Consider the following 22,973-nt stretch of genomic DNA (forward strand, 5'->3'; position numbering starts at 1 on the left):
CCTAAGGGCCTCGCCGCTCCCCTGGCTGCATCACCAGCGCGGGTTGACCTGCGGATTGGCGCTGGGCGCGGCCGGCTCGGACGCGGGCACCTTCACGCTCGACACGGTCGCCTCGACATGGTCGACCAGCGCGTCCGGCAGCTTGAGCCGGCCGGCGAGCAGGTCGAGATAGCCGCGCTCGGCGCGGGTGTCGGGATCGATGGCCAGGCGCGAGGCGGTGTAGAGCTCGAGCTTCTGGGCGTCGGTCTGCGCGGCGTCCACGATGGCGTCGAGATCGAGAGGCGCATCGAGTTCGGCCATCAGGAACTGCTCGGCGTCGGAGCCGATGCCGGACAGGCTGAGCTTGTCGCCGATCTTCTTGCGTTCCTCGTCGTCGATGTGGCCATCCGCCTTTGCCGCGGCGATCATCGCGCGGATCAGCGTCAGCGCGAATTCGGTCTCGCCCTGCGGCGCCTGCGAGGGATGGAAGGAATTGTCGGCCGGCGGCGGCAGCAGTTCGGGCTCGGCGTTCGGCGCCGCAGGCTGCGGCGCATTGCCGGCCTTATAGTTCTGGTAGGCCTTGTAGGCGAGGCCGCCGATCGCCGCCAGGCCGCCGATCTTCAGGGCCGAGCCGGTGACCTTGCGGCCGGCGCCGGTTCCCAGGAGCACCGCGACCAGCGCGCCCGCCGCGAGCGGATTGTCCTTGGCGAGCTGGGTCGCCTGCCCGGCCTTTTCGCGCACGGTGGATTGCGTCCCCGGGATCTTGGAGCCGAGGAGATCGTCAAGCAGCTTCTTGGGGTCGAGCATGGATGCCTCCGGTTTTGACTGTAGCGTTGAGGTAGGCGGACGATCGCGACAATACAATGACGCTCGCCAAATTTGGCAAGATCATGCGGGACCCGGCAATCAACTGCCGATGTGGCGTCCCGAGCCGCGTTCCTCGGCCAGTTCTACTTGGCGATGACGTTCGGCGTAGCGGGCGCGGTCCTCGTCGCTGCGCAGCTCGTGGCAATGCGGGCACGAGACGCCCGCCTGGTACTTGGGCGACAGCCGCTCCTCGGGCATGAGCGGATGGCGGCAGGCGCGGCAAAGCTCGGCCTCGCCCTCGGCCAGGCCGTGGACGACCGAAACGCGCTCGTCGAAGACGAAGCACTCGCCGGCCCACAGGCTCTCCTGGGCCGGCACCTCCTCGAGATATCTGAGGATGCCGCCCTTGAGGTGGAACACCTCGTCGATGCCGATCGACTTCACATAGGCGGTCGCCTTCTCGCAGCGGATGCCGCCGGTGCAGAACATCGCCACCTTCTTGCCCTCGAGCTCGCCGCGATGCGCCTCGACCCAGGCGGGGAAATCGCGGAAGCTCGTGGTGTGCGGGTCGACCGCACCGGTGAAGGTGCCGATCGCCACCTCGTAGTCGTTGCGGGTGTCGACGACCACGGTGTCGGGGTCGGAGATCAGCGCGTTCCAGGCGGACGGCTCGACATAGGCGCCGACGCTCCTGAGCGGGTCGATGTCCTCGACGCCCATGGTGACGATCTCGCGCTTGAGCCGCACCTTCATGCGGTGGAATGGCATTTCGGCGGCGCTGCTGTATTTGACTTCGAGGCCGGCGAATTCCGGGATCGCCTCGAGATGCGACACCAGGGCTGCGATCGCCTCGCCGGTGCCGGCGACCGTGCCGTTGATGCCTTCGCAGGCGAGCAGCAGGGTACCCTTGATGCCGCGCGCGCAGCAGAAGGCGGCAAGCGGCTGGCGCAGCTCCTCGAAGCGTTCCAGCCGGCAGAAGCGGTAGAGGGCTGCGACGCGGAAGCCGGGCGCGGGTGTGGATAAATCTTTCATGCCTGTGCCCTAGCGCCTCGACCTCGCTTTTTCAATGCGGGCCGGAATGCAGCGATTGCAGAGGGTTGCCGAGTCGCGCCATGTGTCGCGGATGGCGGAATGCAAAAATACCTTTCAACACCCCTATTGGGCCGGGTGACAATCGCGCCGGCAAACGGAGTCCGGGACGGAATGTTCAGCAGGGAAACAGCGGCGGAAATCGACAAGGCGGCAACGGAGTTCGGGATCGAGGGCGCGGCACTGCTGGCCATCGCCGAGATCGAGAGCGGCGGGCAGGTCTTCGCCAGGATCGACGGGCGCAAGGAACCCCTGATCCGCTTCGAGGGGCACTATTTCGACCGCCGGCTTTCGGGGGAACGGCAGGCGCAGGCGCGCGCGGCCGGCCTTGCCTCGCCCGTGGCCGGCGAAGTCGCCAATCCGCGCGGCCAGGCGGCGCGCTGGCAGATGATCGAACGGGCGGCAACCATCGATCGCCGTGCCGCCTATGAATCGACCTCCTGGGGGCTTGGCCAGGTGATGGGCGCACATTGGCAATGGCTCGGCTTCGACGATGTCGACGGGCTCGTCACGGAGGCCCGTTCCGGCGCCGCAGGCCAGGCACGGCTGATGGCGCGCTACATCGACAAGGCCGGCCTGACCGAGGCACTCAACCGGCACGACTGGGAGGCAGTGGGGCACGGCTACAACGGCCCGGGCTTCCGCAAGAACGGCTACGACGTCAAGCTCGCCGAAGCCTACCGGCGACAGGTCGACGGACCGGCACATGGCGAAGAGACGATGAAGATTGGCTCGCGCGGCGAACCGGTGGCCGAGCTGCAGGAAGCGCTGCTCGCGCTCGGCTACCCGGTCGATACCGACGGCATCTACGGCCCCGGCACGGCCGCGGCGGTGAAGCGGTTCCAGGAGGCCCGCGGGCTTGCGGCCGACGGCATCGCCGGCCCGCAGACCCGGGCTGCGCTCTTGAAGCCGCCGCCGGCGCCGGCGCGCGGATTCTGGGGTACAATCAGGTCTTGGCTCGGCGGGGCCTTCCGGCGACCATAGTGACCGTTCGGCCGCATCACCATGTCGCTGCCACGCTTCGTGGACTTGCCGGTCGCGGTCTGTTAAATCGGTTGAAAAATCCAAGAGAGGTGCCGCCATGACCAGCAAGACCCAGAAACTGCTTTCGCTGCTGGATGGCCAGCCGGTCATTCCGGTGCTGAAGATCGAGCGCGCCGCCGACGCCGTGCCGCTGGCCCGCGCGCTTGCCCGTGGCGGCCTGAGGGCCATCGAGATCACGCTGCGCACGGCCGAGGCGCTCGAAGCCATCCGCCGCGTCGCTGGCGAAGTCGAGGACTCCATCGTCGGCGCCGGCACCATCCTCAACGCGCGCCAGTTCGAACAGGCCGAGGCCGCCGGCTCGAGGTTCATCGTCAGCCCCGGCCTGACGCGCGAACTCGTGGCCGCGGGCGCGGCGAGCCACGTGCCGCTGCTGCCCGGCACCATCACGCCCGGCGAGATCATGGGCGCGCTTGAGGCCGGCCTCGACTTCCTCAAGTTCTTCCCGGCCGAGCAGGCCGGCGGCGCAGCCTTCCTCAAGGCGCTCGCCTCGCCGATCGCCGGCGTCAAGTTCTGCCCGACCGGCGGCATCTCGGCCAGGAACGCCGGCGACTACCTCGCCCTGCCGAACGTGGTCTGCATCGGCGGCTCGTGGGTGGCGCCCGACGACATGGTCAAGGCCGGTGACTGGGCCGGCATCGAGGCGCTGGCGGCCGAGGCCTACAAGCTGCGCCGGTGAGGTAGCCGAAGCTTCGCATCGAAAGCGAGAAGCCCCGGGAAACGAGCGTTTCCCGGGGCTTTTTCGTCGGGGACCAGGGCCGCCTGAGGCGGCGCGTCCCGATCATTTGGACTGGAAGCGCGCCACCGAAAGGAACTTCACGGCGCTACCGGAGAAGCGGTTGGCCTCCGCCATCTGGTTCTCCTGCTGGAAGCCGGCCGTATAGACCTCCTTCGGCGCGGTGCGGACCATGTTGTAGGCGAAGCCCGGAGCCTTGGTGTTGGTGGTCACGGTGACCACCTGCTCGCTGCTGCGGAGTGCCCAGCGGGCGGCGTCGGGAGCGGCGGCCACGACCAAGGTCTTGGGATCGCGCTTGGCTTCCGCAGCCATCGGCCGCGAGGACTTGCGGGTGGTCTTCACCCCCGCGGCAGCCGTCTCGGACACGGCCGCCAGGGCCTGCGCCGCAGGCTTCGGCGCGGCGACGGCCGCCCCTTGCGGCTCGTCGAACACCGAGCGCGGCTCGCTCAACGATGCAACCGCGAACTCGGCCTCGTCCTCGGCGGGGATGTCGTCGGCGGCGGCAAGCGCTGCCTCGACGGTCATCGCGTCCGGACGTGCCGAAGGCAGCGGCACGTCGCTGGCGACTGCCGACTGATCGTCGCCGGCGAGGGCCATGAGCACTTCGCCTTCCGGCTTCAACTCGGCCGGCGGCGTGTATTTCGGCCGCCAGGTCGGCAGCGGCACGTCGGCGGCGATCTGCTCTTCGGCCGAGCCGGCCAGTTCGCCTGCGCTCAAGGGTGCGGACGCGTTGCCGAACGGCACGTTCTGCGCCGTCGCCATGCCGACTTCGCCCTGCGGCCGCGGCGCGGCGCCGGGCAGCGGCACGCTGCGCGCCGGCAGCGAGGCCAGGATGGTCTCCGGAGCCTCATCGGCCGCCGGGGTCTCCTCGGCGATCTGCGGCAGGTCGGCGCGGCGGGCATTCTCCGGCGCGACGATCTGGATTTCGGACCTGGCCTTTGCCGGTGCCGAAGCGACCTGCCGGGCGGGCGCCGCCGGCTTGGCAACCGCGGCGACTTCGGTTTCGCCGGTATCCTCTTCCTCGTCGGCACCGCCGCCGCCAAACAGCGCGGCCAGCAGACCGCCGCTCCGCGACGAAGACGATGGCGAGGACGACACGGCGGCGAGCGCCAGATTGCCGCTCTGCTTGCGCGACTGATAGGAGGCCAGCGCCTGCTCGAAGCCGGGCAGAGGCTTGCCGTCTGAAGGCACGTGCAGCGTCTTGCCGTTCGGGAAGACCGCGACCAGTTCCTTGCGGCTCATGCGCGGCCAATGGCGCACGTTGCCGACGTCCATGTGGACGAAGGGCGAGCCGGAACGCGGATAATAGCCGACGCCGCCGGCCTGGATGCGCAGGCCTGCCTCGCGCAGCTTCTTGAGCGGCACGCCGGGGATGAAGAAGTCCATCGCCTTGCCGAGCATGTGCTGGCTCTTCTCGGCGACGCCCTTGGAGCGGCTGCGCAGCATCGAATTGGTCGCCGGCGAGCGATAGGCCGACACGACATTGATGTAGCCCGTGGCGCCGGTGGCGCGATAGGCTTCCCACACCACGTCGAACAGCCGCGGATCCATCCTGGTGGGCTCGTTGCGGCGCCAGTCACGCAGGAACTGGTTCAGCTGCTTGAGCCCGGCAGGATCGAACTTGCCGTTGCGCTTGTAGGTGATCTCGGCCTTCTCGCCGGTGTGGATGTAATAGAGCTTGAGCGTCCGCACTTCGGCGGCTGCTGGTGCCTGTGAAGCTGCCATGAAACCGACGGCGAGCATCGCGGCCGAGAGCCACTTACGCCAGACATTCGATTTCGAGTGACGCCCTTCGGTGTTCTCGATCCTGTTCAAATCAAAAGGCCCTGTTAGGCTGCCATCTGTCCCCGGATTTGAAGCCCGGACACGCTGTGGAATCGCGTCCGAATATCGATCCTAATGGTTAATGCCTGCTTATTGAAGGCCAAATGCGGTAACACCATGGCGTAGCCGCCTCAAATGGGAATCGCCGGCTGTTGTGGTAAACCGCTGGTTTATAGCGACAAATGGCGATTAACGCCGCCATGGCGGCGCCTGGTCGCATGCGTCATGCAAACGACAGGCAAGGCCCAATCGGCAGGCGTCGCCACAATTCGCCGCAACTGCGGGAAATATGTCACGACGCCAGCCCTGGCGAGCGCCCCGATTCGGGATCGATTCCGTACTCCTTGAGCTTGCGGTAGAGCGTCGACCGTCCGATGCCCAGCCGGCGCGCCACTTCGCTCATCTGGCCGTTGTAGTGGTCGATCGCGAGCCGGATCATCTCGAACTCGACGTCGGCCAGCGGCCGGACGTTGCCGCGCTCGTCTATGGCGCGCAGCGTTCCCGGCCGCGCAGGTGCCGCGGGCGCGGGGGGCGTCGGCTGCGACGCTTGGCCATGACCGTTGGCGAGCTGCGCCTGGCCGGCCGGCGACGCCTCGCCGCCGAGATCGACGGTACCCTCGACCTGGGCGCGGATCTGCGGAAACTCCTCTTCGGTGAGTACGTCGCCCTCGGAAAGCACGCAGGCGCGGAAAACCGCGTTCTCCAGCTGCCGGATGTTGCCGGGCCAGTCATAGGCCTGGAGCAGGGCCAGCGCGCCTTCGGAGATCGCCGGAATCCGGCCATGCGAACTGGCGGGCGCGACGCGCGAAATGAAGTGGCCGACGAGCAGTGCGACGTCCTCGCGGCGCTCGCGCAGCGGCGGCACGAAGATCGGATAGACGTTGAGCCGGTAGAACAGGTCTTCGCGGAACTTCCCGTCCTTGACCTGCTCCAGCAGGTTGCGGTGCGTGGCCGAGATCAGCCTGATGTCGACCTTGACCGTGGCCCGGCCGCCGACCGGATCGATCTCGCCCTCCTGCACAGCCCTGAGCAGCTTGACCTGCACGTCGAGCGGCAGGTCGCCGATCTCGTCCAGGAACAGGGTCCCCTGGTTGGCCTCGACGAACTTGCCTGTGTGCCTTTCGGTGGCGCCGGTGAACGAGCCCTTCTCGTGGCCGAACAGGATGCTTTCCACCAGGCTTTCCGGGATGGCGCCGCAATTGACGGTCACGAAGGGCTTCGAGCGCCGGTCGCCCGAGCCCTGGATGGCGCGCGCCACGAGTTCCTTGCCGACGCCCGATTCGCCCTCGATCAGGATCGGGATGTTGGATGCCGCCGCCTTCTGGCCGAGCCTGATCACCCGGTCCATGGCCGGGCTCCTGGTGACCAGGTCGCGGAAGGTCAGAAGCCCGCTGCCGCGCCGCGCCGAACGCCGGACGGTGTCCTCGACCGCCTCGACCTTCAGGGCGCTGGTGATCGCGGCCTGCAGCTTCTCGGGCGAGGCCGGCTTGACCACGAAATCGAAGGCGCCGTTGCGCATCGCCGAAACGACGGTGTCGATGCCGCCCTGCCCGGTCTGCACGATGACCGGAATGGAAATGCCGCGCTCGCGCATCGCCTTGAGCACGCCGATGCCGTCGAGGTCCGGCATGGACAGGTCGAGGATCATCACCCCGACGTCGCCGCCGCGCGCTCCGTCGAGCACCTGGAGCGCCGCTTCTCCGCCCTCGGCGACGATCGCCGAATGGCCGAATTTCGTCACCGCGGCGTCGACCAGGCGACGCTGCACCGGATCATCATCGACTATGAGAATCGAACCTGCCATGTATGTCCGGAATATGCCTGTCGATGCCGATTGGATGTGGATCATCCTGGCACAGGGTTCTAAATAAGGTTTCAAAAAAGCCAGTGAACGAATCCCTTAGGATTTGAACGGACGGCCGAGGGAAGCGAAAGGTAAGTCGCAATGCGTTGGATTTGCGGGCAGGAGATGCAGGCTGCCGCGGCCGCCAGGGGTGCGGCCGCGCTCGGCGATTTGCCCGAATGGGACCTTTCCGACCTCTACGCCGGGATGGAATCGCCTGACCTTCGACGCGACATCGACAAGGCCGGCGCCGACGCCGTAGCCTTCGAAGCCAGGTGGAAGGGCACGCTCGCCGTCGAGGCCGGGCGCGGCGCGTCCGGCGGCCTCGGCGAAGCGATGCGCTCCTATGAGGCGCTGGAGGAACTGATCGGCCGCGTCGTCTCCTATGCCGGGCTGATCTATGCCGGCGACACCTCCGATCCCAAGCGCGCCAAGCTCTACGGCGACATCCAGGAGAAGATGACGGATGCCAGCGCGCATCTGCTGTTCTTCGCCCTCGAGCTCAACCTCGTCGACGACGAGCTGATCCTCGAGGCGCTCGACGCCGACGCCGGCTTCGGCCACTACCGGCCCTGGGTACTCGACCTGCGCAAGGACAAGCCCTACCAGCTCGAGGATCGCGTCGAGCAGCTCTTCCACGAGAAGTCGATCACCGGACGCGGCGCCTGGAACCGGCTGTTCGACGAGACGATGACGGAGCTGCGCTTCGACGTCGGCGGCGAGGAGCTGACGCTGGAGCCGGCGCTGAACAAGCTGCAGGACCCCGACGGCGAGGTGCGCAAGGCTGCCTCCGAGGCGCTGGCCGCGACCTTCCGCAAGAACCTGCGCGTCTTCACGCTGATCACCAACACGCTGGCCAAGGACAAGGAAATTTCCGACCGCTGGCGCGGCTTCCAGGACATCGCCGATTCACGCCATCTCGCCAACCGCGTCGAGCGCGAGGTCGTCGACGCGCTGGCCGCGGCCGTCCGCGAGGCCTATCCGCGCCTGTCGCACCGCTACTATGCGATGAAGGCCAAGTGGCTCGGCATGGAGACGATGAACCACTGGGACCGCAACGCCCCCCTGCCCGAGACGCCGCAGGCGAGCATCGGCTGGGGCGATGCCAAGGACACCGTGCTGACCGCCTACGGCAAGTTCTCGCCTGAGATGGCCGATATCGCCCGCACCTTCTTCGACCGCCGCTGGATCGACGCACCGGTGCGCCCGGGCAAGGCGCCGGGCGCCTTCGCCCACCCGACGGTGCCGTCGGCGCATCCCTACGTCCTGCTCAACTACATGGGCAAGCCGCGCGACGTGATGACGCTCGCCCACGAACTCGGCCACGGCGTGCACCAGGTGCTGGCCGCCGGCCAGGGCGCGCTGATGGCCTCGACGCCGCTGACCCTTGCCGAGACCGCGAGCGTGTTCGGCGAGATGCTGACCTTCCGCTCGCTGCTCGAGCGCACCACCGACAGGCGCGAGCGCAAGGCGATGCTGGCCCAGAAGGTCGAGGACATGATCAACACGGTCGTGCGCCAGATCGCCTTCTACGAGTTCGAGCGCAAGGTGCACGCCGAGCGCAAGAACGGCGAGCTGACCGCCGACCGGCTCGGCCAATTCTGGCTGGAGGTGCAGGCCGAGAGCCTGGGGCCCGCGATCAAGCTGCGCGACGGCTACGAGGTGTTCTGGGCCTATATCCCGCACTTCATCCATTCGCCCTTCTACGTCTATGCCTATGCCTTCGGCGACTGCCTGGTGAACTCGCTCTTCGCGGTCTACCAGAACGCCGAACGCGGCTTCCAGGACAAGTATTTCGAGATGCTGCGCGCCGGCGGCACCAAGCACCACTCGGAGCTGCTGAAGCCCTTCGGGCTCGACGCCGCCGACCCGGCCTTCTGGCAGAAGGGCCTCGCCGTCATCAGCGGCCTCATCGACGAATTGGAAGCGCTGGACTGAGCCGGCGCTTCGCCTCCTGAAATCATGACAGACCTTGCTCCACCCTTCGTCCTGTTCCGGGACGATCCCGCCGGCCAGGAACTGCTGTTCGAGGCGCCGGACGAGATCATCGTCGCGCATCACGCCGGCGATTTCCTGCCCGCGCTCGAAAAAGCCCAAGCCGCGCATGACAGCGGAAAGTGGCTCGCCGGCTATTTTTCCTACGAAGCGGGCTACCTGCTCGAGCCGAAGCTCCGGCCGCTGCTGCCCGAGGGGCGACGCACGCCGCTCGTCTGTCTCGGCGTCTTCGACCAGCCGTCGGACCGCATGCGGCAGCAGGCGCAAAGGCCCGCCACCAATGGCCCGATCTTCGATGCCCGCGCCACCTGGTCGGCATCCGACTACGAAAGCCGCTTCAGGCGCCTCCACCAGCACCTGCGCCAGGGCGACTGCTACCAGGCGAACCTGACCTTCCCGGTGAAGGCGCAATGGTCGGGCACCCCGCTCGACGCCTTCGATGCGCTGATTGCGCGGCAGCCGGTGAAATACGGCTCGCTCGTCTCGCTCGGCGGGCCGGTGGTGCTGTCGCGCTCGCCCGAACTGTTCTTCGAGATCGACGCGGACGGCTGGATCGAGACGCATCCGATGAAGGGCACCGCGCCGCGCGGCAAGACGCCCGAGGAGGACGCAGAACTCAGGGAGTTCCTGCGCAACGACGAGAAGAACCAGGCGGAAAACCGCATGATCGTCGATCTTTTGCGCAACGACATTTCGCTGATCAGCGAGGTCGGCACGCTCGACGTGCCCGAACTGTTCCGCATCGAAAGCTATCCGACCGTGCACCAGATGGTCAGCACCGTCAGGGCGAAGCTTCTGCCCGACCTCTCCATCGAGCGCATCTTCGCCGCCCTCTTCCCTTGCGGCTCGATCACGGGCGCCCCGAAGATCAGGGCCATGGAAATCCTGCACGATCTCGAAGGCACGCCCCGCGACGTCTATTGCGGCTCGATCGGCTGGATCGCACCCGGCGGCACCATGCGTTTCAACGTGGCCATCCGCACCATCACGCTCTTCCCGGACGGCGAGGCCGTCTACAATGTCGGCGGCGGCGTGGTGTTCGATTCCACGGCGGAAGCGGAGTATGCGGAATGTCTTCTGAAAGCGCGCTTCGCGACCGGCTCGGTGCCGGCTTCGAACTGATCGAAACCCTGCGCTGGGAGCCGCAGGGCGGTTTCCTGCGCGGCGAACGGCACCTCGCCCGGCTTGCGGCTTCGGCCGCGGTACTCGGCTTTGCCTGCGATCGGACCGCGGTCGAGCAGGCTTTGGCAAGAGCCGTCGGTGGCGACGCGCCGCTCAGGGTGCGGCTCACGCTCTCGGCAGGCGGCAAGGCCGAGGTGACTGCGCAGGCCTTCGTGCCGCTTCCGCCCGACACCGTGTGGACGCTGCGCATCGCCGCGACACGGCTTTCCTCCACCGACGCGCTGCTGCGCCACAAGACCACGCGCCGGCAGGCCTACGACGCCGCCCGCACGGAATTCGCCCGCGAGGATGCCGACGAGGTCATCCTGCTCAACGAGGCGGGCGAGGTCTGCGAAGGAACTATCACCAGCGTCTTCCTCGACATGGGCGACGGCGGCCCGCTTAAAACACCTGCGCTGGCCTGCGGCCTGCTTGCCGGGGTGCTGCGCGGCGAGATGATCGACAGGGGCGAGGCGGTGGAGGCCAGGCTTACCGTCGACGACCTCGCGGGCGCATCGAAGATCTTCGTCGGCAACTCGCTCCGGGGGCTCATCGCTGCAAGGTTGGTGAAGGCTTGATTTGACTCTCAAAGGCGTGTGCCACACATTGTGTTCACATGTGTTGACGGAGATTGGTCATGCCCGGCGAATCCACTTTTTCCATCAGACTGCCCGACGACCTTCGCAGCGAAGTGGATGAATACGCCAAGCTGACGAAGCGATCACGTGCGTTCGTCATCAAGGAGGCCGTGGCGACCTACATAAGCGATCAGCAGGCGTATCTCGCTGCTGTGCGCGAAGCAGAAAACGAGGCCGACGAAGGTGTCTTCGTATCTGGCGCGCGGGTTACGGACTGGCTCGCATCTTGGGGGACGGAAAACGAGCTTCCCGTCCCTGAGGCCGACATCGTGCCCGCCCAAAAATCGTGAAGCTGCGGCTCCTCCCACGAGCTGTACGCGACCTTGCCGAGCTTCGGGCCTACATCGCAGCGGACGACCCAGATGCTGCGCAGAAGGTCGCCGAGCGCCTCATCAAGGCATTGAAACTGATCGAGTCGCGGCCCGATATCGGCCGCCCGACCGCAGGCGCCGCCACTCGTGAATGGGTGGTCCCCGGCCTGCCCTACATCATCCCCTACCGTCTGAAAAACGGCACCGTCGAGATCCTTCGCATCTACCACACGCGGCGTAACCGTCCGCCGGAGTGGCCTCCCCAATGACTTCCCCCACCCACACGCCCTTTGACGGCACCTCGAAGCCTTTCACAATCGGCCTGAAGCAGGCCGAGGCCCGCGACTGGATCGAACTCGACGGCCATCTCGGGACCTATCTCGCCGAGAAGGACAGGCTCTACGCCGAAATCCCCGACAAGGTCTTCGTCGCCGAGCCGGACACGCTGGCGGCGCAGAAGGAAGTGCTGGGTCTGCTGGTCGCGCACCTGACCGAACGCTTCCCCGACACCTACCGGCTGGACAACGGCCGCTGCGCGATCGCCGGCACGGGCCGCACCATCGATGTCGAAAACCCCGGCGACAATCCGCTCATCGCCGCATCGCGGCTGGTGCAGGAAGACCTGATCCTGATGAGCCAGGGCGAGGATGGCTGGCGGCTGGCTGCCGGTTCGCTGTGCTTTCCTTCCTCGTGGAAGCTGACCGAGAAGTTCGGAAAGGCGATCCACGACATCCACGGCCCGGTGCCAGGCTTCGGCCCCGGAACCCGCATGGCCGAACTGATCGCCCGCATGTTCGACAAGCTCGCCGTGCTGGTCGAGCGCTTCAACTGGTCGGTCCAGGCCAATGGCGAGCTCTACCACCCGCTCTCCGACCGCCGGCGCATCGCCCGTTCGGCCGAGACGGACTCGACCTTTCCCGGCGGCGACGTCGCCGGCCACGCCTTCATCCGGGTCGAACGGCAGACGCTGCGCAAGCTGCCCGCCTCGGGCGACATCCTGTTCACCATCCGCATCCATCTCGACCCGCTGGCGGTTCTGGCTAGGCACCCGGATCGTGCCGCACTCGCCGCGTCCTTCGCCGAGCAACTGACCGGTCTCGACCGCGACCAGCTCGACTACAAGGGGCTGACCGCCGACTGCGACAGGCTGGTCGCCTTCCTCAACGGCATGGCGCGCGCCGGCTAACCATAGCGGCATAACGTCCGGTTCCCACAGCATCTGGGACCCGGATTCGCTTTATTGTGACAAGCATGTATGGTTTAGCCGTTGAAGCCGGGCCAATCATGGCCCGGCTCTTTTGGTGTGAGAAGGAGTGCCATAAAAAATGGCGAATGAAAAATGGCCCGTTTACGGTGAGATTACTGGTCCTGTTGTGATGATCGGCTTCGGTTCGATCGGCCGCGGAACGCTCCCCCTCATTGAACGCCATTTCAAGTTCGACAAGTCGCGTATGGTGATCATCGATCCCAGCGGCGAAAACCGGAAACTCGCGGATGAGCGCAACATCAAATTCATCCAGGAGGCGGTAACCAAGGACAATTTCAAGGAGCTGCTGACGCCCCTGCTGAGCAATGGCGGCGGCCAGGGCTTCTGCATCAACCTCTCGGTCGACACCGGCTCGGTCGACATCATGCACCTGAGCCGCAAGCTCGGCGCACTCTATGTCGACACCGTCGTCGAGCCGTGGCTCGGCTTCTATTTCGACAACGAGGCGAGCAACGCCGACCGCACCAACTACGCGCTGCGTGAAACCCTGCTCGCCGAAAAGCGCAAGCATCCGGGCGGCCCGACCGCGGTTTCGACCTGCGGCGCCAACCCGGGCATGGTCTCGTGGTTCGTCAAGCAGGCGCTGGTGAACCTGGCAAAAGACCTCGGCCACGAATTCGACGAACCCGAGCAGCACGACCGCGAGGGCTGGGCCGCGCTGATGAAGAAGGCCGGCGTCAAGGGCATCCACATCGCCGAGCGCGACACCCAGCGCACCAAGAACCCCAAGCCGATGAACGTGTTCTGGAACACCTGGTCGGTCGAAGGCTTCATCTCCGAAGGCCTGCAGCCGGCCGAACTCGGCTGGGGCACGCATGAGACCTGGAAGCCCAAGAACGCCAAGAAGTTCAAGAAGGGCTGCAAGGCGGCGATCTATCTCGAGCAGCCGGGCGCCAACACCCGCGTCCGCACCTGGTGCCCGACGCCGGGTGCCCAGTACGGCTTCCTGGTCACGCACAACGAAGCGATCTCGATCGCCGACTTCTTCACCGTGCGCTCGAAGAAGGGCAAGGTGAGCTACCGGCCGACCTGCCACTACGCCTACCATCCCTGCAACGACGCGGTGCTGTCGATGCACGAGATGTTCGGCGCCGCCGGCAAGCCGCAGCCGGTCCATCACGTGCTTGACGAGGACGAACTGGTCGACGGCAAGGACGAGCTCGGCGTGCTGCTCTACGGCCACGACAAGAACGCCTACTGGTACGGCTCGCAGCTGACGCTCGAACAGGCGCGCAAGCTCGCCCCCTACCAGAACGCCACCGGCCTGCAGGTGACGTCCGCCGTGCTCGCCGGCATGGTCTGGGCGCTCGAGAACCCCGAGGCCGGCATCGTCGAGGCCGACGAGATGGACTACAAGCGCTGCCTCGAAGTGCAGCAGCAGTATCTCGGCCCGGTCAACGGCCACTACACCGACTGGACCCCGCTCGATGGCCGTCCCGGCCTGTTCGAGGAGGATCTAGACCTCGAGGACCCCTGGCAGTTCCGCAACATCCTGGTGCGCTGAACGGCGGCATTCCGGAAACGAGAAAGGGCGCCGCGAGGCGCCCTTTTTGCTTGAAGCGTCAAAGCTGCCGTCACTTGCGCAGTTCGGCCTCGATGTCGTCGAGTGCCTTGTCCTTGCCGATGCCGGTGAGGAAGGCGAGGCCCTTGATCACCGGAATCTTCACCGACGCGGAGATCGGCGTCGTCGACACGATGAGGTCGGCGCTCTCGGCGAGGCTCGCCACCTCGGTCGCCTTGCACTGCATGGCGTTGAAGCTGAGCCCCCTCGCCTTCATCGCCTCGGTAACCGTCGAATTGACCGCCGTCGAAGTGGCGACGCCGGTGCCGCAGGCAAAGAGTATGGTCTTCTGTTTGGCCATCGAGAATTTCCCGTCCGTCTATCAATTCAGAATGGAGCCGATGTCTTCGAGCGTACTGGCGTTCTTGAGGCCGGTCAGCGCCTCCTCGCTCTGGATCGTGTCCATGATTTCCTGCAGCATGTCTATCTGCTTGTCCTTGTCGTTGATGGCAAGCAGGAACACGATGCCCACCGGAACCGCCTCGTCGGGGTCCTCCATGTTGGCGAAAGTGACCGGCTGGGACAGCACGCCGAGCGCGATCCCCGGCTTCAGCACGTGCTCGGGATCGGTGTGCGGGATCGCGACGTTCTCATCGCGGCCGAGCGGCAGGCCGGTCGGCATGGCGGCTTCGCGCCTGACCACCGCATCGGCGTAGCTCGGCTTGACGCACCCGAGCGTCTCCAGCCTGCCGGCGAGCAGGCGGATCACCTCCTCGCTGCTGCTTGCCTCGACGCCAAGGGCGACAGCCCCGGGATCGATGTGGCTCATGAGGGTTCGGGGCATTGCGGTCTCCATTTCCGATGGAGCCGGCCGTTTGCGGCCGGCTCCTGGGTTTCGATCAGCCGTTGGCGAGCCGCGGCTCTCCGTTCGCTTCGACGTCACCGGCCTCGGCGCCCGCCGCCCGCTCCCAGCCAGCCACGTTGCGGCGGTAGAGGCCGAAGAGCACCGCGATCACCAGCGCCAGCAGCACCAGGCCGGCGACGCCGAGCCACTTGATCGCTTCGATGATGACGTAGGGGATCCAGAGGAAGCCGTCGACCACCGAGGTGATCTGCACCGCGTTCGCCGGCATGGCGAAGCCGGACGACACGGCAGCGCTGGTGAACAGCGGCGCGAGCGCGTTGGCGACATAGAAGCCGAGGGCAAGCGTGATCGTGCCGACCACGACCATGCGGAAGACGTTGCCCTTGAGCAGCGGCGCGGTCATGGCGACGATGAACGGAATGACGGCGAGGTCGGCGAACAGGATGACGCGGTTGCCGGGCAGGATCACCGAAAGCACGATGGCGATCGGCACCAGGATCAGCGACGACGAGATCGCCGCCGGATGGCCGATCAGGATCGCCGAGTCGAGGCCGACCAGCAGCTCCCGGTCGCCGGTGCGCTTGCGCACGAATTCCTGGGCGGCATCCGACACCGGCAGCAGGCCTTCCATCAGCACCTTCACCATGCGCGGCAGGAGCAGCATCACCGCAGCCAGCGTCATGCCGGTGGTCAGCACCTTGGACAGCACCGTGCCGAAGTCGCCGGCGTTGTAGTAGGCGATGACGCCGAGCACGAGGCCGATGATCAGGCCCAGCACCACCGGCTCGCCGAACACGCCGAAGCGCTTCTCGATGGTCTCGGTGGAGATATTGATGCGGTTGATGCCGGGAATGCGGTCCATGATCCAGTTCAGCACGATGGCGATGGGCAGGATCTGCGCCGAGGCCAGATGCGGCACCGAAACGCCGGGAATGCCGTAGAACTGCTGCACGGCGCGGGCCGACCAATCGGCGAAGAGCAGCGCGAGTGCGGCGACCAGTGCCGCGACGGCGAGGCCGTAGGCCAGGCTGTCGGTGGCTGCGGTCGCGAGCGAGCCGACGAAGGCGAAGTGCCAGAAATTCCAGACGTCGACGTTGAGCGTGCGCGTCCAGCGCAGCAAGAGCAGCACGACGTTGACGGCGATGCCTATGGGGATGACCCAGAGGCCGACCGACGAGCCGAAGGCGATGGCCGCAGCCGACGGCCAGCCGACGTCGACGATGTCGCGCTGGATGCCGGTGTTGGTGACGATGGCCTTGGCCACGTCGCCGATCGAGCCCAGCATCAGGCCGAGCACGAGATTGATGCCGATGAAGGCGACGCCGATGGTGATGGCGGCCCGGAATGCCCGGCCCACCCTGGCGCCGAGAACCACGGCGATGACGAAAATGACGATCGGCAACAGAACCGTTGCCCCAAGCGTGTCCACCGCCGACTTGAGGCCGGCCAAGAACGCATCCATGCTGTCTCCCCCCGAAACCGTTCCCGACATCAGTCCAGAACATTTGTGTATCACAATATACGAAAGTTATCCGGATTCACGTTCATGTCAATCGCATGCGGCCGCCATGTCCGGTACAGGCGGCGCGTCGCCCCTGTTGCAGCGCGTCAACAGTCTTTCCCGAGATGGCATGGCAAGTGCCGGCGATCGCCGAACTGGCCCGACCGAGCCTTGCCTTCATCGTCAAATCGGGCGATTGAAGAAATGCGGACTGAGGAGAGGATTACTTGATGACGACTTCGCGCAAACTCTATTCGGCCGGAGTGCTTGCCCTGCTTGCGGCCGCGGTTGCTGCCTGCTCGACCAGCGGCCCCGGCGGCGGCGGCCCCGGCAGGCCGGCCCCGACGGGCGTTGAAGGCGCCTGGATCGACGCCAAGGGAACCGGTCTCTCGACCTTCCAGAACGGCGCCTTCCAGACGGTCGCCACCGACACCGGCCAGAGGCTGTCCGACGGCACCTACATCATGACCGGCGCCAATGCCGTTCAGATCAACGGCACCTCGCTCATTCGCCAGTCGCCGATCAGCTTCAACTGCCTGCTGATCTCGGTGAACCAGCTGAATTGCACGAGCTCCGCGGGCCAGCAGTTCACGCTCACCCGCCGCGCCGCCTGATACCGACCTTGTGCCCGCTTGCGCGGGCATCCCAATCCCTACTTTGTGCCCGCTTGCGCGGGCATCCCAATCCCTACTTTGTGCCCGCTTGCGCGGGCACGGGGCTGTTGCGATAACCTTCCTGTCACGACGGGAGGTTCCATGGCCGAGCATTTCGACGACAGCGAAACCCGAGCCCCGGAAGCGCGCGAAGCGGCGCTGTTTGCCGCCCTTCCCCGGTTCCTGGCCAAGGCCGCCGTCGCCGCGCCGGGCCTTGCGCGTTGGCTCGACGGCTTCGATGTCGCGGCCTTGACCGACAGGCGTGCCCTGGCGCGGCTGCCGGTGCTTCGCAAGTCCCAGCTCATGGAATTCCAGGCCGCGAACCCGCCCTTCGGCGGCTTCGCCGACCTTGCCGCGCTACGCGGCAGCCGCGTCTTCCACTCGCCCGGTCCCCTATGGGAACCGCAAGGCTTCGGCGCCGACCCCTGGGGCGCGGCGCGCGCCTTCTTCGCCGCCGGCGTGCGCCCCGGCGACGTCGTCCACAATGCCTTCGCCTATCACATGACGCCCGGCGGCTTCGTGCTCGACGAGGGCGCCCGCGCACTCGGCTGCACGGTCTTCCCCGCCGGAACCGGCAACACCGACATGCAGGTCGAGGCGGCGGCGAGCCTTGGGCCGGGCGTCTTCTGCGGCACGCCCGACTTCCTCAAGCTGATGCTCGACCGCGCCGCCGACATCGGAAAGGACCTGTCGTCGATCCGTATCGGGCTGGTGTCCGGCGGTGCGCTGTTCCCCTCGCTGAGGGCGGAATATGGCGAGCGCGGCGTCTCGGTCCTGCAATGCTATGCCACCGCCGAGTTCGGGGTCATCGCCTACGAGAGCGTGGCGGACGACGGCACGCCCCATCCCGGCATGATCGTCAACGAGGACCTGATCGTCGAGATCGTCCGTCCCGGCGCCGACGACCCGGTTGCCGACGGCGAGGTCGGCGAGCTGGTCGTCACCTGCCTCAACCCCGCCTACCCGCTCGTCCGCTTCGGCACCGGCGACCTGTCGGCGGTGCTGCCGGGGAGCTCGCCCTGCGGCCGCACCAACCTGCGCATCAAGGGGTGGATGGGCCGGGCCGACCAGCGCACCAAGGTCAAGGGCATGTTCGTCGACCCCAGGCAGATCGCCGAGCTGGTTAGCCGGCACAAGGAGATCGGCAGGGCGCGGCTGGTGGTGAGTCGCGACGGCGACCGCGATGCCATGGTGCTGCAGGTCGAGCCGGCCAGCGCAGACGTACCGGCGGCGGAGCGTATCGGGGCGACGCTGCGCGAAATCACCAAGCTCGGCGGCAAGGTCGAGGTGGTGGCCAGGGGCGCCCTGCCCAATGACGGCAAGGTCATTGCCGACGAGCGCGACTACTCGAAATAGACCGGCAAGCAGGCCCGCAATTCCCCTTGCATCCGAATTTTCGGAATGTGAACATGTCGGCGGGAATGTGCAACATTCCGGTCAAGCGAAGGGCGATAAACGCCTTGCGGGGGTCATTCGGGAGAATTCATTATGAAGAGACTGGCTGCCATAGCGGCTTTGTCGGCATCGGCGTTCGGATATTCCGTCGCGCCGTCCTTCGCCGACTACACATTGACCATTCTTCACATCAATGACTGGCATAGCCGCATCGAAAGCAACAACAAGTTCGAATCCACCTGCTCGTCCGAGGAAGAGGGCAAGGGCGAGTGCATCGGCGGCGCGGCGCGCCTGGTGACGGCGATCGCCCAGGAGCGCAAGAAGCTCGAAGGCCAGAACGTGCTTTTGCTCAACGGCGGCGACAATTTCCAGGGCTCGCTGTTCTACACCACCTACAAGGGCGCGGCCGAGGCCGAGTTCCTGAACCAGATGAAGTTCGACGCCATGACCGTGGGCAACCACGAGTTCGACGACGGCGAGGACGCGCTGGTGCCGTTCCTGGAGAAGATCCAGTTCCCGGTGCTGTCGGCCAACGTGAAGCCGAACGCCCAGTCCAAGGTCGGCGACCGCATCAAGCCGTCGATCGTGGTCGAGGTCGGCGGCCAGAAGATCGGCATCGTCGGCGCCGTCACCAACGACACGCCCGAAGTCGCCTCGCCCGGCCCGAACATCGCCATCGAGGACGACATCAAGAACATCACCGCCGAAGTCGAGAAGCTGAAGGCAGAGGGCGTCAACAAGATCATCGCCCTCACCCACATCGGCTATCCGCGCGAGAAGGAGATGATCGCCAAGATCCCCGGCGTCGACGTCGTCGTCGGCGGCCACTCGCATTCGCTGCTGTCGAACACCGACCCCAAGGCCGAAGGGCCCTACCCGACGATGGTCGACAACCCCGAGGGCTACAAGGTGCCGGTGACGCAGGCCGCGTCCTATTCCAAATATCTCGGCGAGTTCACCGTCACCTTCGACGACAACGGCGTGGTCAAGGAGGCCAAGGGCGACCCGATCTATCTCGACAATTCGATCAAGCCCGACGAGGCGGTGCTCGCCCGCATCAAGGAACTCGGCGCCCCGATCGAGGAGCTGAAGAACAAGGAAGTCGCCGAGACCACCGACCAGATCGACGGCAGCCGCGAGAACTGCCGCGCCCGCGAATGCGCCATGGGCAACCTGATCTCCGACGCCATCCTCGACCGGGTCAAGGACCAGGGCGTCACCATCGCCATCCAGAACGGCGGCGGCATCCGCGCCTCGATCGACAAGGGCGTGGTCACCATGGGCGAGGTGCTGACGGTGCTGCCCTTCCAGAACACGCTGGCGACCTTCCAGCTTTCCGGCGCCAACCTGCGCGCCTCGCTCGAGGCCGGCCTCTCCGAGATCGAGGAAGGCAAGGGCAAGTTCCCGCAGGTGGCAGGCCTGAAATATTCCTTCGACAAGTCGGTGGCGCCCAATGGCGGACGGCTGAAGTCGATCGAGACGATGGAGGGCGGCGCCTGGGTGCCGCTCGACGACGCCAAGGTCTACACCGTCGCCACCAACAACTACGTGCGCCAGGGCGGCGACGGCTACAAGATCTTTGCCGCCAACGCCACCAAGGCCTACGACTACGGCCCGAGCCTCGAGCAGGTGGTCGCCGACTATCTGGCCAAGAACCGTCCGTTCACGCCCAAGCTCGACGGCCGCATCACCGAGATCGCAGCGACCGTGGCGGCCGCGCCCGCCACGCCAGAACCGGCAAAGCCGGCGGAAGCGGCAGCCGCGACGGCCGAACCGGCAAAGCCTGCCGCAGCTGCGCCCGCCGCGACCGCGCAGGCCGCATCCGGCGGCGGCAAGACGCACACGATTGCCGCCGGCGACACCTTCTGGGACCTCGCCAAGACCTATCTCGGCGACCCCACGAAGTGGCAGGCGATCGCCGCGGCCAATCCGGACGCGAAGGCCAAGGACCTGCAGATCGGCGGCACGCTGGCAATCCCGGCGGCCAACTGATAGGTCAAGCCTGACCTGGCATGCCCGCCCGGCCTGCCGGGCGGGCATTCGCATTCCGGGTATCTGGAAGGGGAATTGGGCAGTAAGGGAGTAGGGCAAACGCACTGCCCTACTCCCTTACTGCCCCAATGCCCTACTCCCTTGCGAAGGTGCGGCCAGACGCGACATTGAACGGCCGCCCCGTTCAACTAGGTATCCCGCCAACGGAGACACCGAATCGACATGACGACGACGATCGACGACAAATCGGCCAAGGCGCTCGGCCCGCTTCCCGGCGGCCATCCTACCGTGCGCAAGGGCAAGGTCGGCGTGCTCCTCGTCAATCTCGGCACCCCCGACGGTACCGACAGGAAGTCGATGTGGCGCTACCTGCGCGAATTCCTCTCCGATCCGCGCGTCATCGAGATGCCCAAGCTTTTGTGGTACCCGATCCTCTACGGCATCGTGCTCAACACGCGGCCGAAGAAGTCGGGCGAGAACTACAGGAAGATCTGGAACACCGAGCGCGACGAATCCCCGCTGCGCACCTACACCCGCGGCCAGGCCGAGAAGCTCACCGCGGCGCTGGGCGACCTGCCGGACATCGTGGTCGAATGGGGCATGCGCTACGGCAACCCGTCGACCAAGAGCGTGGTCGAGAAGCTGATCGCCCAGGGCTGCGACCGCATCGTCATGTTCCCGCTCTACCCGCAGTTCTCGGCGACGACGACGGCGACCGCCAGCGACCAGCTGTTCCGCGCGCTGATGCAGATTCGCGCCATGCCGGCGGTCCGCACCGTGCCCGCCTATTACGACGAGCCGGTCTACATCGAGGCGCTGGCCCGCTCGATCGAGCAGCACCTGGCCAGGCTCGACTTCGAGCCGGAGGTGATCCTCGCCTCCTACCATGGCATCCCGAAGCCCTATTTCGAGCGCGGCGACCCCTACCACTGCCATTGCGTGAAGACGACGCGGCTCTTGCGCGAGCGGCTGGGCATGGACGACAGGAAGCTGATGACCACCTTCCAGTCGCGCTTCGGCGCGCAGGAGTGGCTGCAGCCCTATACCGACAAGACCGTCGAGCGGCTGGCCAGGGAAGGCGTGAAGTCGATCGCCATCGTCAACCCGGGATTCTCGGCCGACTGCATCGAGACGCTGGAGGAGATCGCCGGCGAGAACGCCGAGATATTCCACCATGCCGGCGGCAAGAACTTCTCCCACATCCCCTGCCTGAACGACGGTCCGGAAGGCATGGCGGTCATCGAGGCGATCACCCGCCGCGAGCTGATGGGCTGGGTCTGAGACCCCCGCCTTCTCGGCACGCGCCCGCCCAAAACATTAGCCCCCCATGTCATTGTAACGATGCTGAAAGGCCCTTAAGTCTTTCGGCATCGCGCTCTGCGTTCATCCGAATCGCAGTGCTCAACTCGCGGGGGAGTTCCGAACGGTGTTCACTGGTCTCGACATCATCATTCCGGTCCTGGTCATCCTGGTGCTGTTGCTGCTGTTCACCGGCATCAAGACCATTCCGCAGGGCTACAACTACACGGTCGAGCGCTTCGGCCGATACACCCGCACGCTGACGCCCGGCCTCAACCTGATCATTCCCTTCGTCGACCGCATCGGCGCCAAGATGAACATGATGGAGCAGGTGCTCGACGTGCCGACGCAGGAGGTGATCACCCGCGACAACGCCATCGTGGCGGTGGACGGCGTCGCCTTCTACCAGGTGCTCAACGCGCCGCAGGCGGCCTACCAGGTCGCGGGCCTGCAGAACGCCATCCTCAACCTGACCATGACCAACATCCGCACGGTGATGGGCTCGATGGACCTCGACGAATTGCTGTCGAATCGCGACGCCATCAACGAGCGCCTGCTGCGCGTCGTCGACGAGGCGGCGCACCCCTGGGGCATCAAGGTCACCCGCGTCGAGATCAAGGACATCAACCCGCCGGCCAACCTGGTCGAGTCGATGGCCCGCCAGATGATGGCCGAGCGCAACAAGCGCGCCCAGATCCTCGAGGCCGAGGGCCTGAAGGCGGCCCAGGTGCTGGAGGCGGAAGGCCGCCGCGAAGCCGCCTTCCGCGACGCCGAGGCGCGAGAGCGCGCCGCCGAGGCCGAAGCGCGCGCCACCCAGGTGGTGTCGGAGGCCATCGCCAAGGGCGACGTGCAGGCGATCAACTACTTCGTCGCCCAGAAATACACCGAGGCGCTGGCCAAGATCGGTTCGGCCAACAACAACAAGGTCGTGCTGCTGCCGATCGAGGCCTCGTCGCTGATCGGCTCGCTCGGCGGCATCGGCGCCATCGCCAAGGAAGTGTTCGGCGGCGATACCCCGAGCGGCCAGCGCCCGGCGTCGCGCACGCCCAGGATTCCGCCGGAACAGAACTGACCGG

At 66.3% G+C, this 22,973-nt stretch carries 21 protein-coding genes; 14 read left to right on the forward strand and 7 right to left on the reverse strand.

Annotation, left to right across the window (positions count from 1 at the left end; translation table 11 throughout):
• Positions 1-30: 30 nt before the first annotated feature.
• Both J2X50_RS04970 and J2X50_RS04975 read right to left on the reverse strand, forming a co-directional pair.
• Complete coding sequence (locus J2X50_RS04970) at positions 31-786, reverse strand: tellurite resistance TerB family protein (RefSeq protein ID WP_429092287.1); 756 nt, start codon at positions 784-786, stop codon at positions 31-33.
• 99 nt (positions 787-885) lie between these two features.
• Positions 886-1,818, reverse strand: coding sequence for a rhodanese-related sulfurtransferase (locus J2X50_RS04975; protein ID WP_429092290.1), 933 nt, complete (start codon positions 1,816-1,818; stop codon positions 886-888).
• 171 nt (positions 1,819-1,989) lie between these two features.
• On the opposite strand from J2X50_RS04975, the gene J2X50_RS04980 reads away from it, so the two are divergent.
• Both J2X50_RS04980 and J2X50_RS04985 read left to right on the forward strand, forming a co-directional pair.
• Positions 1,990-2,859, forward strand: a complete 870-nt coding sequence (locus J2X50_RS04980; protein WP_429092293.1) for an N-acetylmuramidase domain-containing protein — start codon at positions 1,990-1,992, stop codon at positions 2,857-2,859.
• 97 nt (positions 2,860-2,956) lie between these two features.
• Positions 2,957-3,595 (forward strand): 2-dehydro-3-deoxy-phosphogluconate aldolase, encoded by a 639-nt coding sequence (locus J2X50_RS04985; RefSeq protein WP_429092294.1) that lies wholly within the window; start codon positions 2,957-2,959, stop codon positions 3,593-3,595.
• A gap of 102 nt (positions 3,596-3,697) precedes the next feature.
• Here the strand turns inward: J2X50_RS04985 and J2X50_RS04990 are convergent, their stop codons facing one another.
• Positions 3,698-5,377 (reverse strand): DUF882 domain-containing protein, encoded by a 1,680-nt coding sequence (locus J2X50_RS04990; RefSeq protein WP_429092297.1) that lies wholly within the window; start codon positions 5,375-5,377, stop codon positions 3,698-3,700.
• Positions 5,378-5,768: 391 nt separating this feature from the next.
• The gene (locus tag J2X50_RS04995; RefSeq protein WP_429092299.1) at positions 5,769-7,280 is read right to left on the reverse strand and encodes a sigma-54-dependent transcriptional regulator; all 1,512 of its coding nucleotides are present in this window, start codon (positions 7,278-7,280) and stop codon (positions 5,769-5,771) included.
• 141 nt (positions 7,281-7,421) lie between these two features.
• On the opposite strand from J2X50_RS04995, the gene J2X50_RS05000 reads away from it, so the two are divergent.
• From J2X50_RS05000 to J2X50_RS05030, 7 genes are all read left to right on the forward strand, one after another.
• A complete protein-coding gene (locus tag J2X50_RS05000; RefSeq protein WP_429092302.1) occupies positions 7,422-9,257 on the forward strand; it encodes a M3 family oligoendopeptidase in 1,836 nt (611 codons plus the stop codon).
• Between the two features lie 24 nt (positions 9,258-9,281).
• The gene (locus J2X50_RS05005; protein WP_429092305.1) at positions 9,282-10,436 is read left to right on the forward strand and encodes an aminodeoxychorismate synthase component I; all 1,155 of its coding nucleotides are present in this window, start codon (positions 9,282-9,284) and stop codon (positions 10,434-10,436) included.
• Entirely contained in the window at positions 10,385-11,053 is a 669-nt protein-coding gene (locus tag J2X50_RS05010) for an aminotransferase class IV family protein (protein ID WP_429092308.1), read from the forward strand. The genes J2X50_RS05005 and J2X50_RS05010 overlap by 52 nt, the downstream gene beginning before the upstream one ends.
• A gap of 59 nt (positions 11,054-11,112) precedes the next feature.
• Entirely contained in the window at positions 11,113-11,403 is a 291-nt protein-coding gene (locus J2X50_RS05015; protein WP_429092310.1) for a CopG family ribbon-helix-helix protein, read from the forward strand.
• Entirely contained in the window at positions 11,400-11,693 is a 294-nt protein-coding gene (locus tag J2X50_RS05020; protein ID WP_429092313.1) for a type II toxin-antitoxin system RelE/ParE family toxin, read from the forward strand. The genes J2X50_RS05015 and J2X50_RS05020 overlap by 4 nt, the downstream gene beginning before the upstream one ends.
• On the forward strand, positions 11,690-12,610 hold the full coding sequence (locus J2X50_RS05025; protein ID WP_429092316.1) for a heme-dependent oxidative N-demethylase family protein: 921 nt from the start codon (positions 11,690-11,692) through the stop codon (positions 12,608-12,610). Before J2X50_RS05020 ends, J2X50_RS05025 begins: the two co-directional genes overlap by 4 nt.
• Before the next feature lie 139 nt (positions 12,611-12,749).
• Complete coding sequence (locus J2X50_RS05030) at positions 12,750-14,195, forward strand: homospermidine synthase (protein ID WP_429092318.1); 1,446 nt, start codon at positions 12,750-12,752, stop codon at positions 14,193-14,195.
• Between the two features lie 70 nt (positions 14,196-14,265).
• Here J2X50_RS05030 and J2X50_RS05035 read toward each other — a convergent pair whose 3' ends face one another.
• From J2X50_RS05035 to J2X50_RS05045, 3 genes are read right to left on the reverse strand one after another with little or no spacing between them, the layout of a single operon-like run.
• A complete protein-coding gene (locus J2X50_RS05035; RefSeq protein ID WP_429092319.1) occupies positions 14,266-14,553 on the reverse strand; it encodes a PTS sugar transporter subunit IIB in 288 nt (95 codons plus the stop codon).
• A gap of 21 nt (positions 14,554-14,574) precedes the next feature.
• Positions 14,575-15,036 (reverse strand): PTS sugar transporter subunit IIA, encoded by a 462-nt coding sequence (locus J2X50_RS05040; RefSeq protein WP_429092322.1) that lies wholly within the window; start codon positions 15,034-15,036, stop codon positions 14,575-14,577.
• A gap of 55 nt (positions 15,037-15,091) precedes the next feature.
• Positions 15,092-16,519 (reverse strand): PTS galactitol transporter subunit IIC, encoded by a 1,428-nt coding sequence (locus J2X50_RS05045; protein WP_429092325.1) that lies wholly within the window; start codon positions 16,517-16,519, stop codon positions 15,092-15,094.
• Positions 16,520-16,788: 269 nt separating this feature from the next.
• Here J2X50_RS05045 and J2X50_RS05050 point away from each other — a divergent pair, with 269 nt between their 5' ends.
• The 5 genes from J2X50_RS05050 to J2X50_RS05070 all read left to right on the forward strand — a co-directional run bounded on the left by J2X50_RS05050 (position 16,789) and on the right by J2X50_RS05070 (position 22,969).
• Complete coding sequence (locus tag J2X50_RS05050) at positions 16,789-17,172, forward strand: hypothetical protein (RefSeq protein WP_429092328.1); 384 nt, start codon at positions 16,789-16,791, stop codon at positions 17,170-17,172.
• 141 nt (positions 17,173-17,313) lie between these two features.
• Positions 17,314-18,567, forward strand: coding sequence for a phenylacetate--CoA ligase family protein (locus J2X50_RS05055; RefSeq protein WP_429092331.1), 1,254 nt, complete (start codon positions 17,314-17,316; stop codon positions 18,565-18,567).
• Positions 18,568-18,699: 132 nt separating this feature from the next.
• Positions 18,700-20,598 carry a 5'-nucleotidase C-terminal domain-containing protein gene (locus J2X50_RS05060; protein ID WP_429092334.1) on the forward strand — a complete coding sequence of 633 codons (1,899 nt, stop codon included), beginning with the start codon at positions 18,700-18,702 and terminating at the stop codon, positions 20,596-20,598.
• Positions 20,599-20,820: 222 nt separating this feature from the next.
• A complete protein-coding gene (gene hemH / locus J2X50_RS05065) occupies positions 20,821-21,879 on the forward strand; it encodes a ferrochelatase (RefSeq protein WP_429092337.1) in 1,059 nt (352 codons plus the stop codon).
• Between the two features lie 145 nt (positions 21,880-22,024).
• Complete coding sequence (locus J2X50_RS05070; protein WP_429092340.1) at positions 22,025-22,969, forward strand: SPFH domain-containing protein; 945 nt, start codon at positions 22,025-22,027, stop codon at positions 22,967-22,969.
• Positions 22,970-22,973 lie beyond the last annotated feature (4 nt).

Origin of the sequence: Aminobacter sp. BE322, assembly GCF_050433525.1 — a bacterium.
Classification (GTDB): Bacteria; Pseudomonadota; Alphaproteobacteria; order Rhizobiales; family Rhizobiaceae; genus Aminobacter.